14 protein-coding genes are annotated in these 14,690 nt (G+C 27.4%); 5 read left to right on the top strand and 9 right to left on the bottom strand.

The features are described 5' to 3' along the window. Positions 1–10 precede the first annotated feature (10 nt). From gyrB to ACYQ1E_RS07530, 4 genes are all read right to left on the bottom strand, one after another. On the bottom strand, positions 11–2,461 hold the full coding sequence (gene gyrB / locus ACYQ1E_RS07545; RefSeq protein WP_459877353.1) for a DNA topoisomerase (ATP-hydrolyzing) subunit B: 2,451 nt from the start codon (positions 2,459–2,461) through the stop codon (positions 11–13). Beyond that, the gene (locus ACYQ1E_RS07540; protein WP_459877350.1) at positions 2,436–3,650 is read right to left on the bottom strand and encodes a DNA polymerase III subunit beta; all 1,215 of its coding nucleotides are present in this window, start codon (positions 3,648–3,650) and stop codon (positions 2,436–2,438) included. Before ACYQ1E_RS07540 ends, gyrB begins: the two co-directional genes overlap by 26 nt. A gap of 136 nt (positions 3,651–3,786) precedes the next feature. Next, positions 3,787–5,001: a helix-turn-helix domain-containing protein gene (locus tag ACYQ1E_RS07535; protein ID WP_459877347.1), complete on the bottom strand. Its 1,215-nt coding sequence runs from the start codon at positions 4,999–5,001 to the stop codon at positions 3,787–3,789. Further along, entirely contained in the window at positions 5,001–5,744 is a 744-nt protein-coding gene (locus ACYQ1E_RS07530) for an SIR2 family NAD-dependent protein deacylase (protein ID WP_459877344.1), read from the bottom strand. Before ACYQ1E_RS07530 ends, ACYQ1E_RS07535 begins: the two co-directional genes overlap by 1 nt. Before the next feature lie 199 nt (positions 5,745–5,943). Here ACYQ1E_RS07530 and ACYQ1E_RS07525 point away from each other — a divergent pair, with 199 nt between their 5' ends. From ACYQ1E_RS07525 to ACYQ1E_RS07510, 4 genes are read left to right on the top strand one after another with little or no spacing between them, the layout of a single operon-like run. Next, positions 5,944–7,074 (top strand): ABC transporter permease, encoded by a 1,131-nt coding sequence (locus tag ACYQ1E_RS07525; RefSeq protein WP_459877342.1) that lies wholly within the window; start codon positions 5,944–5,946, stop codon positions 7,072–7,074. Further along, a complete protein-coding gene (locus ACYQ1E_RS07520; protein WP_459877339.1) occupies positions 7,071–7,808 on the top strand; it encodes an ABC transporter ATP-binding protein in 738 nt (245 codons plus the stop codon). The genes ACYQ1E_RS07525 and ACYQ1E_RS07520 overlap by 4 nt, the downstream gene beginning before the upstream one ends. 9 nt (positions 7,809–7,817) lie before the next feature. Continuing rightward, positions 7,818–8,732 carry an MlaD family protein gene (locus ACYQ1E_RS07515; protein WP_459877336.1) on the top strand — a complete coding sequence of 305 codons (915 nt, stop codon included), beginning with the start codon at positions 7,818–7,820 and terminating at the stop codon, positions 8,730–8,732. 3 nt (positions 8,733–8,735) lie between these two features. Next, positions 8,736–9,305: an ABC-type transport auxiliary lipoprotein family protein gene (locus ACYQ1E_RS07510; protein WP_459877333.1), complete on the top strand. Its 570-nt coding sequence runs from the start codon at positions 8,736–8,738 to the stop codon at positions 9,303–9,305. Between the two features lie 33 nt (positions 9,306–9,338). Here the strand turns inward: ACYQ1E_RS07510 and ACYQ1E_RS07505 are convergent, their stop codons facing one another. Both ACYQ1E_RS07505 and ACYQ1E_RS07500 read right to left on the bottom strand, forming a co-directional pair. Further along, complete coding sequence (locus ACYQ1E_RS07505) at positions 9,339–10,244, bottom strand: DUF4340 domain-containing protein (protein WP_459877330.1); 906 nt, start codon at positions 10,242–10,244, stop codon at positions 9,339–9,341. Positions 10,245–10,265: 21 nt separating this feature from the next. After that, positions 10,266–12,356: a Gldg family protein gene (locus tag ACYQ1E_RS07500; protein ID WP_459877327.1), complete on the bottom strand. Its 2,091-nt coding sequence runs from the start codon at positions 12,354–12,356 to the stop codon at positions 10,266–10,268. Positions 12,357–12,677: 321 nt separating this feature from the next. Between ACYQ1E_RS07500 and ACYQ1E_RS07495 the strand changes: the two genes are divergently transcribed. Next, on the top strand, positions 12,678–12,950 hold the full coding sequence (locus ACYQ1E_RS07495) for a hypothetical protein (protein ID WP_459877324.1): 273 nt from the start codon (positions 12,678–12,680) through the stop codon (positions 12,948–12,950). Between the two features lie 132 nt (positions 12,951–13,082). Here ACYQ1E_RS07495 and ACYQ1E_RS07490 read toward each other — a convergent pair whose 3' ends face one another. From ACYQ1E_RS07490 to ACYQ1E_RS07480, 3 genes are read right to left on the bottom strand one after another with little or no spacing between them, the layout of a single operon-like run. Then, on the bottom strand, positions 13,083–14,012 hold the full coding sequence (locus ACYQ1E_RS07490) for an ABC transporter ATP-binding protein (RefSeq protein ID WP_459877321.1): 930 nt from the start codon (positions 14,010–14,012) through the stop codon (positions 13,083–13,085). A 26-nt stretch (positions 14,013–14,038) separates the two neighbouring features. Further along, positions 14,039–14,428, bottom strand: coding sequence for a DUF3568 family protein (locus ACYQ1E_RS07485; RefSeq protein WP_459877319.1), 390 nt, complete (start codon positions 14,426–14,428; stop codon positions 14,039–14,041). A gap of 22 nt (positions 14,429–14,450) precedes the next feature. Continuing rightward, positions 14,451–14,690 carry an FmdB family zinc ribbon protein gene (locus ACYQ1E_RS07480; protein ID WP_459877317.1) on the bottom strand — a complete coding sequence of 80 codons (240 nt, stop codon included), beginning with the start codon at positions 14,688–14,690 and terminating at the stop codon, positions 14,451–14,453.

Here is a 14,690-nt window from a genome sequence, read left to right as displayed (position 1 = left end):
ATCTCCTTTTTTAAATATCCAAATTATCTACTGATAATGCATTCTTTTCAATAAATTCCCTTCTAGGCTCAACCTTGTCACCCATTAATTTACTAAAAAGTTCATTGGCCTCCTCAGCTTCATTAATTGTAACCTGTAAAAGTTGCCTTTTTTCCTTATTCATAGTTGTTTCCCACAACTGCTCTGGATTCATTTCACCTAAACCTTTATATCTCTGGATATTATAATGTTTATTGGCTTCATTTAATATACTTTTAACAAAGTCAAACAAAATTAAATCTTTTTCCTCTCTTCCATCTTTAAATTTAATATTAAAAGATAGATCATTAGATATATTTCTCAAAGTATTTATAAGTTTGTAACTAGTTCTATACAATTTTGAATTAAAAAATTCAATTCCCAATAAAAATTCATGGCTATTAATGTCAATAAACTTTAAATAAATCCTTTTTAGATCATCTATCTCAGTAATATAAATATCAGTTTTATAACCCACTTTTTCTAAATATTTAGAAAATTCTATAAAATATTTGTCTTTTTTTATATTATTAATATCTTCATTAGAATAAGCGTTAAAAATATCACGTAAATTATTTTTATACAATAATAAATTTAAAGCTAATTCATAGGGTAATCCAAAATTCAAAATATTATTAATTTTATCTTGTAATTCATTTAACTTGTTTACTACAAAAACAATTTCGTTTTTTTCTAATTCTTTTCCATTAGATGTTACAAGTATATTATCTATCATATTTGTAACAAAAAATTCTCTTAACTCTTTTTCATTATTTATAAATTTTTCAAATTTCCCTTTTTGGACTCTATATAAGGGAGGTTGAGCAATATATAAATAGCCTTTTTCAATTAGCTCCCTATAATGTCTGTAAAAAAATGTTAAAAGTAAAGTCCTTATATGAGCTCCGTCAACATCGGCATCTGTCATTATTATAATTTTATGGTATCGTAATTTTGATACATCAATCTCTTCATCACCTATTCCAACCCCCAATGCAGTTATCAAACTCTGAATTTCTTTATTTTTAAGCATCTTATCGAACCGTGTCTTTTCCACATTTAAAATTTTACCCCTCAGGGGTAAAATAGCCTGGTATCTGGGATCTCTTCCCTGTTTTGCAGAACCTCCTGCTGAGTCTCCCTCTACTATAAATAATTCACTTTCTTCTGGATTTTTACTCTGACAATCAGTTAACTTACCAGGCAAAAAAGTATCAGAAAGCAAGTTTTTTCTTTTAACAAGCTCCCTCGCCCTCTTAGCTGCTTCCCTTGCCCTTGCAGTTTCAATTACCTTTTCTAAAATATTTAATGCATCCTTTGGATTTTCCTCAAAAAATTGACTCAAGGTTTCATTAACAACACTCTGCACATAACCAGCCACCTCTCTGTTACCTAATTTTGTCTTTGTCTGTCCTTCGAATTGTGGATTTGGCAATTTTACGCTTATAACTGAAGTCAAGCCCTCCAACACATCCTCACCTTGAATCCTGTCCTTTATTTTTAATTTTTTGGGGATATCACTATTTTTTAAATAATTGTTTATGGACTTAGTCACAGCGGCCTTGAATCCAGCTAGATGTGTTCCTCCATCCTTGGTTCTAATATTGTTTGCAAAACTATACAATTTACTCTTGTAATCATCAGTATATTGCATTGCAAATTCGACTATTATATTGTTAATTTCCTTTTTATTATAAATTATAGAATGTAATGAGTTATAAGATTTATTTAAATTTTCAACAAATGAATATATTCCTCCATCAAATTTAAATACATCTTTATAGGAATTACGTTCATCAATAAAAGTGATTTCGACACCTTTATTTAAATATGCTAATTCTTCAAATCTTTTCCTTAAAACCTCATAATTTACATTTATGTTGTCAAAAATTTCTTCGTCTGGTCTAAAGTGTATCGTAGTACCTCTATCATTTGCTTCTCCTTGACAAATTAGATCACATAAAGGTTTTCCTCTTGAATACTTCTGATAATATCTTTTACCATCCCTTTTAATAGTAACTTCTAAAAATTCTGACAAAGCATTTACAACTGAAATTCCTACACCATGGAGACCGCCAGATACTTTATAGGTGTGATTATCAAACTTACCACCAGCATGTAATACAGTCATAACCACTTCAACAGCTGGCCTACCTTCTTTAGGATGTATATCAACAGGAATACCTCTACCATTATCTTTAACAGTTATACTATTATCAATATGAATTATTACCTTAATTTTATCACAATAACCTGCCATTGCTTCATCTATACTATTATCTACCACTTCATATATTAAATGGTGTACTCCACTTATATCTTGACTGCCAATATACATGGCAGGTCTTTTTCTAACTGCACTTAGCCCTTCTAGTATTGTAATACTTGATGCAGTGTAATCATTACTTGATTTAATATTATTTATACTCATCATATTCTCCATTATAATTCTCCTCTATTTCATCCTCATAATAATATTCTTCTTTAACTTTTATTGTAACTGTTATAATTAAATATCCTTTGTCTAAGTCATCTAATCCAACAATTTTACATGGCTTTTCTTTGTCTACAAATTGAAATTCTATATTTTCTGAATGGAAATGATCAATTATATCCCTTAAACTTTTCACCATAAAAACAACTTCATCAATATCTCCCTGATAATCAACTATTAAAGACTCAGTTGCTTCACCTTTGTCATGGCTTTCACAGTAAATTACAAGTTCGTTTTCATTAAAGATAAACTTAACTATTTCATCCATATCTGAAGCAAATATATATATCCTTTCAAGGGCCTCTTTTAATTCATTTTTATTTACGATTAATCTATTTATTGTCTCCTTATTAAAGGGTTCAAGATATTCTTGATAATCAATTGATTTTTTCTTTACAAGAGGAAAACTTATATTTTCATTATTTTCTAAGTCTTTTATAAAGAATCTGTTATTTTGAATAGCTATATAAATCTCATTACTATTTAACCATTTTTTTAGCTCACTTAAAAATGTTTTGTCTATAAGATAACCTTCTTCATCAAGAATTTCATAAAGTTCATCATGTTTAAAAGTCTTTAAGGCAAAACTTTGGATAAGTATAGCAAAAGCTGCTATGGTATCGTCTTCTTCATAATGTCTTCTTAATGTCATATATCGCGTAATACTATCTAATTCGTCTGAGGTAAAGTAATAGAGCCTATTAATCAATTCTTTAAATTCATCTCCATGCCATTTAATGAAATTATTTTCTGGAAAAGGCACAAAATCTCTAAACCAGGAAGAATCATAGGTTAATATTTTATATTTTTTAGGTCCCTGTTCTAACAATAAAATTTCTTTTCTTTCTTCTTCAGTTTCTTCTAGAGAATATTTCAATGTAATTTCACCAGGAGGTAATTTTTTTACTAACTCATAGAAGGACCTTCCATTTATCCCAACTAAACAATTTCCGCTGGTTTGTGCCTCATAACTACCAATAAATTCCATTTTTGAATCAGTAGCCATTATGTTGAGTCTGTTATCTCCCCATTTTAACCAAACTGCCTTTAAAAAAGTTGTACCAGTTTTTTGAGAGGTTAAACTTGCAGCCTTTTGTAATCCCTTAATTATTTCTTCTTTGGTAATTAATAATTTCATATTATCTTCCTTTATATTTATTTTTATTTTGTAGATTTGTAGATAAACTATTTAACCCTTTGAAAAAAATAATAAAATTTTGTATATTTTAAATACACTTAAAAAAACATTTTATCAATTTAATTTATTTTAAGCATTAATCAAAAAGATCTGTACATTTTTTTGACACATCCTTCAACATAATGTTAAAATTAGAATCTAACTCTTTTAAATTATTAATTTTTTTTAAAGAATACAAAATCGTGGTATGGTCCCTTTTAAAAATTTTTGCTAACTTAATAGAAGGTAGTTTTAGTAAATCCTTACAAAGATAAATTGCCACATGTCTTGCCAAAGCTATATTTTTTTTCTGACTCTTTGATATAATCTGCTTAGGTGTCACGCCGTAATATTTTGCTACTATTTCTATTATTTTTTTTGTTGAAATTTTAGGATAACTATTTTGAGCTCTTTTTTCTTTTAAAATTAAAGGAATATTTTCTTTTTTTAAATTAGACCTTACCAACAATCTGTATAAATAAGCCTTAATATCCGCAATGGTTTTATGCTTTGTTGCTATTTCGAAAATTTGCGAATGAGAAAGTTCTAAATTATATTTTTTACAAAAAAAATTGGTGCATTTTAATTTTGTATATAAATTAGGCAATTTTAATTTTAAAATCAAACCACCATTTAAAAATGATTTTAGATTGTCATTTAAATTTTTAATATCAATTATTTTTTTATTTGTAGTAATATAAACAATTTTATTTTTTAACAAATATTTATTTAATAAATTTAATAATGATATTTGAAATTTTTCATCATAATTAATTTCATGAATGTTATCTAATAATAATATATCATAGAAATAATTAGAAAAATAATTTTTAAAATTTACATAATTTAAATTTTTTAAATTAAAATAAAAGATTTTATAATTAGGTTTATTTTTTAAATATAAATTACCTATAGATTTTAAAAGATGTGTTTTGCCAGAATTATTTAAACCATAAATAATAATTGGATTATAATTAATAATATCATCTTTAATTATTTTTAAAATTGTATCAATTGTTAATTTATTTTCGTCTGTATAAAAAAAATTATTTATGTCATAATTAATATTGAATAAAAAATTCGTATTTATTTGAGATGAAACTTTTTTTTTGTCTGAAATAGTTAATTCTATTTTATAATTATTTTTTAATTTATTTTTTATGGATTTTAAAAAGTTAATTACAAAATATTCTTTATAATAATGATGTGGAAAATAAATTCTAATTTTATTTTCTTTAGATATAAATTCCCAGTAAAGATTTTTTAATATTTTTTGATCTAAATTTTTTTTTAAAAATTCTTGAAAATCCATCACGATAAAATCAATTCTTTTAACTTTGGTAATACTATATCTATTGATTCATTAAATCTTATATCAGTAATATCATAATAATGGGTATGACCCAAATTTATTTCAATAACACTACCTCCATTTCTTTTTACAATCCTTGGTATAGTATTGGCGGGAGATACTTCACCTGAAGTTCCACAAATTACTATAAGGTCACAATTTTTTATAAGATTGTCAGAATCTATAATTGCCCTATGGGGAATTGGTTCTCCAAAAAAGACCACATCTGGTCTAATCAGTCCATTACATTTACAATTGGGTGGTATTTGTGTAGCAATAATTTTTTTTACTTCATCTTTATTATATTTTTTTCCACACTTAGCGCAATAAAATCTTTCAAAATTACCGTGATATTCGACCACATTTTTAGACCCTGCTCTCTGATGAAGATTATCTATATTTTGAGTGATTATACCTTTGAGTTTATCATTATTCTCTAATTCCGCCAAAGCAATGTGTGCTGGATTAGGTTGTGATTTCTCCAAGAGATCAAGTGTCTCAAGTAAGAATTCCCATACCTCTTTAGGATTGTTATAAATTGCTTCAGCAGTGGCAACCTTCATGGGATCATATTTTGTCCAAAGTCCTCCAGGACTTCTAAAATCAGGAATTCCACTTGGAACGGATATTCCCGCACCTGTAAATGCCACAGGAAATTTAGCCTTTTTCCATATTTCTGAGGCCATGTAATATTTGTCCTCCATAATCTTCTCCTTATTTTTAATTTAATATATACTCATCTCTTGCCAAATCTGAAAAAAAGATTTACTCTACCCAAGCAACCTTAAATTTTATGGAAAAATTTTATCATTTTAATTTATTATTCGCAAGTCATTATCTATTTGAAAAAAATATATTTTTCAAAACTTTTTTAAGTTTCACTATTATTTAAATTAAAGCAAAATGAAAGAAAATGTTTCAAATTTTACTATAGATGTAAGCTATAAGCAATCTAAATGTGAAATTTATCTCAAAGGTAATCTGGTAATTGAATCTATACAAAAATTGTTTGATTATTTTTACAAATTAAAATTTAATTTCAATGAAGTTTGTTTTGATTGTTCCAATCTATCACATCTGGATATATCAGGTGGTTTTGCTCTAAAGAGAATTTTTAGAGAACTAGAAAATAAGAATATTACAGTTTATATTAAAAATTTAGATGACAAATATAAAAGAATAATGGATTTAGCAGAGGCTACATTAGCTGAAGTTAATTTTACAGAGAAAAAAGATAAAAATGGAATATTATATAATATAGGTTCATTTGTATTTAAATTCAAAGACGATGTGATAGATTTTTTATCCTTTTTCGGTGAAATTGTTGTAACTTTATTTTATCTTATTATTGGGAAATTTAGAATTAGAATAAATGAAATCTTTTATGAGTTAGAAAATAGTGGTTTATATGCTATTCCAATTGTATCCCTTGTAGGATTATTATCTGGTATAGTTTTGTCCTATCAAGGAGCAGCTCAACTAGAGAAGTTCGGTGCAAATATTTTTATTGTTGATCTTATAAGCTTGTCAATAGCTAGAGAAATGGCACCATTATTAACATCTATAATGGTGGCTGGAAGGTCTGGATCTGCTTATACTGCAAGAATAGGGTCAATGATGTTAAATCAAGAAATAGATTCTCTAAGAATAATAGGAATATCACCTACAGAGTTGTTGGTTATTCCTAAATTAATTGCAATGTTTATTTCGTTGCCATTATTGATTTTTATCGCTGATATAGTTGGTATTGGAAGTGGTATATATCTATCACATTTCTTATTAGATTTAGATTTCACCACTATGTTGATTCGTTTAAAGACGAGTTTATCACTTACATCTTTTTTAATAGGCCTTTTTAAGGGGTTTATTTTTGCTATTCCAATAGTGTTGATTTCTTGTTATAGGGGATTTAGTGTTAGATATAATTCCGATGAGCTTGGAATTAAGACTACTATGAGTGTGGTTAATACTATTTTTGTAGTCATAATGATAGATGCTATTCTCTCAATTGTGTTTCAAAAATTAGGTCTATGAGTTCAATAATAGAAGTTAAAAATCTTAATACTATACTTGGTGATAAAAAGATTCACGAAAATTTAAATTTTTTTATAAATTCTGGAGAAATATTTGCCATTATTGGTGGAAGTGGATCGGGTAAAACAGTACTTTTAAGGGAGTTATTGGGGTTGATTACTCCTTATTCTGGAACCATTAAGATCTTAGGCGTTAACGCCCATCGGGAGAAAAGAAGATTTAAAAAGATCCTTGAGAACGATATAGGGGTGTTATTTCAATCAGGTGGACTAATTTCTTCTTTAAATGTTATTCAAAATGTTGTTTTGCCTATTAAAGAAAAAACAAATTTGAAAATTGATATTATAAATGAATTGGGATTACTTAAATTAAAAATGGCTAATTTTCCCCTTGAGTCCATTTTTTTATATCCCAGTGAGCTCAGTGGGGGAATGGTAAAAAGGGCTGCACTAGCAAGATCCCTTATAATGGACCCAAAAATACTTTTTTTAGATGAACCGACCTCTGGACTGGATCCTGTATCTGCTAATTTATTTAATGAGACCATTGGAAAATTGCGGGACCTATTAAATATTACAATAGTTATTATTACTCATGATCTTTCTACAATTAATTCTATTGTAGATAGGATGATAGTCCTTTTAAAGGGAAAGATAATTGCCCAGGGGAGAGTTGATGAGGTTAAAAGGACGGATCATCCATGGATTAAGCAATATTTTCAAATCAACATCTAGGAGAAAAAGTTGGATAGAAATGTCAATTATGTACTTGTAGGACTCTTTGTAATTTTTACAATAATAGCAATTATTTTATTTGCTATATGGGTTAGTAATACAAAATATAAAAAAGAATATAAATATTATTTGATCAGATTTAAGGAGTCGGTTTCAGGTTTGAATGTGGGTTCCTCTGTGAAGTATAAAGGTATAAAAATTGGCTCAGTTCACAGTTTGTCAATAGACCGAGTCGATCCTAACATAATTGACGTCACTGTAAAGATTTTGAAAAATGTGCCAATTAAAGAAGATGCCAGAGCAATTTTAACTTATCAGGGAATAACAGGCTTGGCAAGTATTGAAATCAAGGGAGGTTCAAAAGGCTCTAAAGAATTACCCGCTAGGGTTGATAAACCCTATCCAGAAATTAAAACATCACCTTCTATAATTACCAGACTGGACACTACTTTAAGTAGCCTAAGTGGACAGGCTGAGATATTGGTTCGGAATTTAAATTATTTATTAGACAAGGAACATGTAAATAAACTTATAAAGACAATAGATAATATTAATTCCGTGATTGAGAATATTGATAATCACAATAAGGAAATAGCGTTAACAATTGAAAATTTGGCAAAGACTTCCAAAAAATTGCCAAAATTATTTTATCTGGTGTCAGAAAATGTAGAAAAATTATCTAATGAAACTAGTATATTATTGAAACAGACTACAGAAGATGAAAAGAAAATATCCAATTTATTGGTTTCAAAAACAAATGCATTTTCTTCTAAATCCAATTATGTAATGGATGAAACTGTAAAAACTTTAAAGGATATACAGGAGACTTTAAACAGAATAAAAATTTTATTATCAAATATAGAAGATAGACCATCTAATCTTATCTATGACCGTGTATTTATTAAACCAGGACCAGGAGAATAGTTTATGAAACAAAAATTGTTTTTTTTATTCCTTTTGTTTTTTATATCTTCCTGTGTTTCATTTCCTAAAAAGAATTTAGTTTATCACACAATTGATTTAAATTTGGATACAAATATTGGAAATACAAATCAGACAATTTTAATTTCTAATATAGAAGTATTACCTCCATATGATACAAAAAGAATATGTTATAGCTTTAGAGATCATGAGGTGCAAACTTATTCATATCATCTATGGGCATCACCTATATCACATATGTTATTAACATCCATTATTCTTTGTCAAAATCCCAAATCCAGAATTAAATTTATAACAGGTGATGTAAGTAACACTCATTATACTTATGATTTAAAGATTGTTGTGAAGAAATTTATACATAGATATTATGGATCTAAATCATATGGACTTGTTGATATTATATTTATTGTATCTAAAATGGGTGTGATAAAACAAAGAGAATATAAAGTAAAAGTATTATGTAAAGAAAACAATCCATATGAAGCCATTGTTGCCCTTAATAAGGCCTTAAATAAAATAATGAATGATTTTTTAATTGATTTAACTAAGAACTAATTGATTTAACTAAGAACTAAAGGATATAAGTAATTATTTACTTTTTTTAAATATTATATTCTCCAAATCCTTTTCTAATTCTTCAACCATATAATCGGATAGTTTAAACTTATCTGGTAAGTTACTGGATTCACCAATATAAATTGAGTTTTTGCCTTCTTTAGACTTAGATAATTTTAAAAAATGGGTGCTAGAATTTGTAACTAATTCAATTTCTATATATTTTGTACCTGTTGATTTTATTTTTGTTTCCTGTAAAAAGGACTCACATTCCATGGTTTGTAATTGCTGAATTAAATCAACTATTTTGTTATTTACCTTTTTATCTGATGTCCACTGATCATTCTTTTTGGTTAGAATTAAATTCTTACCTTTAAAATTTACTTTTATTTTATTTATATCATTTACATTAAATACAAGTACATGTTTATCACGTAAGTCCTCTATATCTGTATCAAAAGTTGTCTTTAAGTTGCCTTGAGCTAGGTAAATGGCAGGTTTGTTCTCTAATGTTATATAAGTAGAAGTGTAATTAGGAGATAGTTTTCCAATGCTAAAAGCAAATATTTTGCTTTGTTTTTCCCAAATAGAGATATTTATTTTGTTCTCTCTATCAAGTAAATATCTTTCATAATTATTCCCTTTAGAAACTAATGAAACTAATTTTAAATTTGATATGTCATTTAATATATAATCTATTTTTTTTCTATCTACTTTATATTTTTGATTATTATTTATTATCCACACATTATCTTTTTTAGTTAAAATTATAGGATTTTGTTTTCCTTTTCTTATAACTATTTTATTTATTTGATTCTTATTAATTTTTGGAATTGAAGGCAATTTATAGTGAATTTTATTTCTTTTATCTATATAAAGTATGGCAATTAAGAATATAATTATTAAAATTAAAATAATATATTCAGTATATTTTTTCATACATAAATCTCCTTTGAGAATTTATATAAACATTTCTTTTATCTTTTTTCTTTTTCTATTTCTAAGAATTTTTATCAAAAATCCAAATAACAATACAATAATTGGAACAATTAAGATGTTAAATAATTTGATATTAGTTTTTATTGAATCTGATACATCCTCTAGTGGATTAAATTCTTCAGTTTTAGCTCTAAGTATTGCTCTATCTATTTTATCATTTAATACATCTATAACATTCATTATAAATATAGAATTTGGAGTATCCCCTTGTGCATCTATAACAGAATCAGTTAAAATATCAGATGAGCCAATTATAAATATTTTACCATATCCTTTATCAATTTTTGTACCTTTAGTAACAACATTTGTTATACCCTTATTTTTTCTATTTGTTTTTGTCTCTTTAGTTTTATTCTCTTTTTCTTTATCATTTTTTTCTTTTGGAGGAATTGGTTTGTCTTTAAAATAACTTTCAAATTCACCTGAAATAATATATGCAAGAGGAATTTTGTGCATTTTTTCTTGTTTTGGCGGATATATAAATAATGGATTCATGGTCTGGATATTTTTTGCTTCCCATGAATTTTTAGAACTACAAAATAGCATATCAACTTTGTATTTTTTAGATATCTTTTTATCTATTTCAATTGGAGAATTTTTCAACATAACCAGTCCATTAATATTTTCCAGGTATTTTAATTTATGGTTTATATTTTTTGATTTAATAATTGGTGCAAAATAAATAGGTCTTTGTCCTCCTCCTTGTTCTTGTGGAATCCTCTGTTTAAAACAATTTTTATCCATTACAATAGAATTTTTAATTTTTATTCCATAGTGATTTAGGAGTTTTTCCAATCCTGTTTCGTTTTTAAGTAGCATAGAGTGCCTTTCTGGTATTTCTTTAAATTTGTCCAAAAATATAGCGAGATTTGTTCCGTGCATTAGTGCTTGATCTATTTGGAAAAGTTCATAATCGCTAAACTTAGTTTTTGGTCCTGCAATTATTAGAGTCTTAATATTAAGAGGAATCTGCTTTTTTAAGTCTATTTCTTTAATGTCATAGCATTCTGACAATAATTTTCTAAAATTATTTGCAGAAGATACCTCTCCAAAAGGGCTGCTGTACAGAGGCAATGTGTCGTGGCTGGTTATATAGCCAATAGATTGGTTAATATGGAGGAGTGATTGTATGGATGTTTCTATGATATCCTTTAAATCTTGAATAGGTGTTAGTAGATATTGGGTTCCTATCAAAGGCAAGTTTATTACTCTTAATAAGGGTACAGATATGTGCTCCTTATTATATTCTAATACCAATCCAATACCACCTTGGCCTGATTTAAGGTGTGCCTTTTTAAACTCTGGCCATTTCAAAACTTGAATTCCAAGTTTATTAAGTTTTTCTGTATTAGAATTAGAAACATTCAAATCAATGAAATTATAATTTAATTTATTATAATACTTTTTATTTAAATCTTTTATAACATTTTTAACTTGAGTTGGAAAATTGGATAGTTCCTTTAATCCAATATAAGGTGCTATTTTATAAAGGTCTTTAGATAAATATAAGTCAATATTTATATTTTCCTTGAGTGATAGAAGATAGCTCACTTTATTTATTAGTTTTTCCATTGAAGAAGTAAGTAGATACTCCAGTCTATTAGTAGTGTTAATTACTGGTATCTTATAAATGGCATCTCCGTGTATCAATACTATTCCCATGTAAACGCTTTGATATTTTAATTCGTCTTTTTTTATTACCTGCACCTGTACTGGAGTGATTCCGTATTCAGATGCAAGCCTATGAAAATCTTTATTTTTGGGATCTACAAATTCATAATTGAAATTATTGTTTGAATATTCACTATATTCTTCAAGAAGGTCTTTTAAATATTGTTTAATTACATTGTATGGTGGGGGTAAGTCCTTGCTAAAAAAGCACTTAATAGTTAAGGGTTCAGTAAGTCCTGATACAACGTTAACACTTTTTTCAGAAAGAGAATACATCTTTGTTTTTGTTGTATCAATTTTTATAAAGTGATTTTGACAGACCATGTTGATTAAAATTATTATAATCAAATAGAGAAAAAATTTAATATATTTTTCCACCATAAATTAACTCTCCAATAAAGCTATTTTCTGTATAAGAGTGATATATTTGTTGCGTATAAGAATACAAAAATTATACTAAAGAAATATATCACATCCCTTAAATCAAAAACACCTTTTGAAAAATTTTGAAAATGAAAGTTAGATGATAAGTAATTAAAAAAATTGACAAATGATTCTGGCATAAATAAGAGAAGCTTATCCATTAGACTAAGTAGGATGCATATTAGTGATCCTATGATAAAGGAGTTTATTTGGTTCTTTGTAAGAGAAGAGGAAAAAATGCCAATAGATGCGTAGCTTATTCCCAGTAAAAAAGCACCAATGTATCCGCATATTACAGGCCCCCAATCTAAGTTTCCAATGAAGCTTATACTAATAGGAAAAAACATTGTAGGGATCAACATGAAGAAAATGAACCAACAAAGAGCTAAAAATTTCCCAAAAATTATATCATTTAACTTTACTGGAAAAGTTACTAATATCTCATATGAGCCAATACTAAATTCTTCTGAAAAGCTCCTCATTGTAATAGCCGGGACAATAAAGGACAATGCAAAAGGAAGGAGTTCAAAAAAATCTCTTAGAGATGCCTGATTAATTATAAAAAAAGTTGAGAAAAAAAACCAACCTGTGACTAGAATAAAAATTGAAATTATTATATATGCTATTGGTGAATAAAAATAGTCTTTTAGATCCTTTAAACAAATAGGCCATATCCTCTGCATTCTAATTCTCCGTTGTGATTTGTTTAAAGATTTTTTCAAGGGAAGTCTTCTTTTTAGATAATTCCAGTATTATCCAATCTTTTTGTTTGATAATATTGTATATTTTTTCTCTAATATCCTTTTTTAATACCAACTCAAAGTCTATTATGTCATCTTTTTCTTCGATTAAATTAATGGATACTATCTCCTCTATGTTTTGAAAATAACTTTTTACCTCATCAAATCTGGCTTTTTTTAATAGAAGTTTTATTATTGTCTTACCAAAATACTTTTCTTTTAATTCTGTTGGAGTTCCATCAGCTACTATTTTACCTTTGTTTATAATAATAATCCTGCTACATGTTGCCTCTACTTCACTTAAGATATGGCTTGATAAAATTACAGTTTTTTTCTTTCCTATTTCTTTAATTAAATCCCTTATTTCCAATATTTGATTTGGGTCCAATCCTGTTGTAGGTTCATCTAAGATCAATACTTCTGGATCGTGGAGTAACACGCTTGCTAGACCTACCCTTTGCAATAACCCCTTGGAGAGATCCCCTATATCTTTTTCTATTATGTCCTTTATTTTGCAGCGATCTATTACTGATCTAATTTTTGCTAATAGCTGTTTTTTATCTATTCCTCTAATAGCTCCAACATAGGTAAGATATTCATATACCATAAGGTTTTTATAAATGGGCACTGACTCAGGAAGATAACCCATAATGGATTTAATTTTTAAATAATCATCTTTTATATTGTATCCTTTAACTTCAATAGAGCCAGAGGTAGGTTTTAGATATCCAGTTAATAATCTAAGAGTTGTAGTCTTTCCAGCCCCGTTTGGTCCAAGTAGGCCCACTATTTCTCCCCTGGAGATTTTAAAATTAATCTTTTCCAGGGCTAAGAAGTTATTGTAATATTTTGTTAAGTCTTTTACTTTAATCATATTTAACTATTATTGAAAATTTTTATTTAGTTTTTTAAATAAAATAATATTTTATCTTTAATAACTATAGATGCTTGCCTGTCTCCCAACAAACCAATTCTAATACCTATCCAGGTACTATTATTGCCTATATTTTTTATTTTTACTGCTACTTTATCTCCATTTTTTCTTATTCCAGTAATTTTGGCTTCAAAGGGGTCTCTATACTCAGATATGATATCTATTTTTAATGACTCAAATGAGTGTTTAGTGGCTTTATAAACCTGCTTTAATGATGTATTACATGTAAATTCTAATTGACCATTTAGGTATTTATATCCAGTTACCCCTATTCCAGCTCCTGCACCGAACCACAAAATAGCACAACCATATAAATTGCCAAGAAAGAGAATTAAAAAACAAATTTTGACCTTCATTAATATCTCCACCTTCAATATTTTATGAACAACCTGGAATCTCATAGGTTGTGCAACTATTTTGAGGGCCACATTGCCTGGTAGTAGAAGAAATTCTAGCACTGCTATCAGAACCCATGATATAAGATGTGCGACTAATAACCCTTTGCATATCCTCGCTACCACATTTTTCACATTTTATTTTAATTTCTTGATTTGAACTAGTAACTATTATCTCCTGCAGGTGATTACATTTTAAACATTTAAATTCAAATATCGGCAT

This window comes from Desulfothermus naphthae, from assembly GCF_054657475.1.
Note: the sequence above shows the minus strand (reverse complement) of the source record. Positions and strands in the feature narration are given on the sequence as shown.

What these genes read in the sequence shown, in the direction of transcription:
- ACYQ1E_RS07505 (WP_459877330.1), bottom strand. Translation starts at nt 10,244, where the DNA reads ATGAAAAAATATACTGAATATATTATTTTAATTTTAATAATTATATTC.
- ACYQ1E_RS07490 (WP_459877321.1), bottom strand. Translation starts at nt 14,012, where the DNA reads ATGATTAAAGTAAAAGACTTAACAAAATATTACAATAACTTCTTAGCC.
- ACYQ1E_RS07535 (WP_459877347.1), bottom strand. Translation starts at nt 5,001, where the DNA reads ATGGATTTTCAAGAATTTTTAAAAAAAAATTTAGATCAAAAAATATTA.
- ACYQ1E_RS07485 (WP_459877319.1), bottom strand. Translation starts at nt 14,428, where the DNA reads ATGAAGGTCAAAATTTGTTTTTTAATTCTCTTTCTTGGCAATTTATAT.
- ACYQ1E_RS07520 (WP_459877339.1), top strand. Translation starts at nt 7,071, where the DNA reads ATGAGTTCAATAATAGAAGTTAAAAATCTTAATACTATACTTGGTGAT.
- ACYQ1E_RS07510 (WP_459877333.1), top strand. Translation starts at nt 8,736, where the DNA reads ATGAAACAAAAATTGTTTTTTTTATTCCTTTTGTTTTTTATATCTTCC.
- ACYQ1E_RS07540 (WP_459877350.1), bottom strand. Translation starts at nt 3,650, where the DNA reads ATGAAATTATTAATTACCAAAGAAGAAATAATTAAGGGATTACAAAAG.
- ACYQ1E_RS07500 (WP_459877327.1), bottom strand. Translation starts at nt 12,356, where the DNA reads ATGGTGGAAAAATATATTAAATTTTTTCTCTATTTGATTATAATAATT.
- ACYQ1E_RS07525 (WP_459877342.1), top strand. Translation starts at nt 5,944, where the DNA reads ATGAAAGAAAATGTTTCAAATTTTACTATAGATGTAAGCTATAAGCAA.
- ACYQ1E_RS07495 (WP_459877324.1), top strand. Translation starts at nt 12,678, where the DNA reads ATGTATCCGCATATTACAGGCCCCCAATCTAAGTTTCCAATGAAGCTT.
- ACYQ1E_RS07530 (WP_459877344.1), bottom strand. Translation starts at nt 5,744, where the DNA reads ATGGAGGACAAATATTACATGGCCTCAGAAATATGGAAAAAGGCTAAA.
- gyrB (WP_459877353.1), bottom strand. Translation starts at nt 2,461, where the DNA reads ATGGAGAATATGATGAGTATAAATAATATTAAATCAAGTAATGATTAC.
- ACYQ1E_RS07480 (WP_459877317.1), bottom strand. Translation starts at nt 14,690, where the DNA reads ATGCCGATATTTGAATTTAAATGTTTAAAATGTAATCACCTGCAGGAG.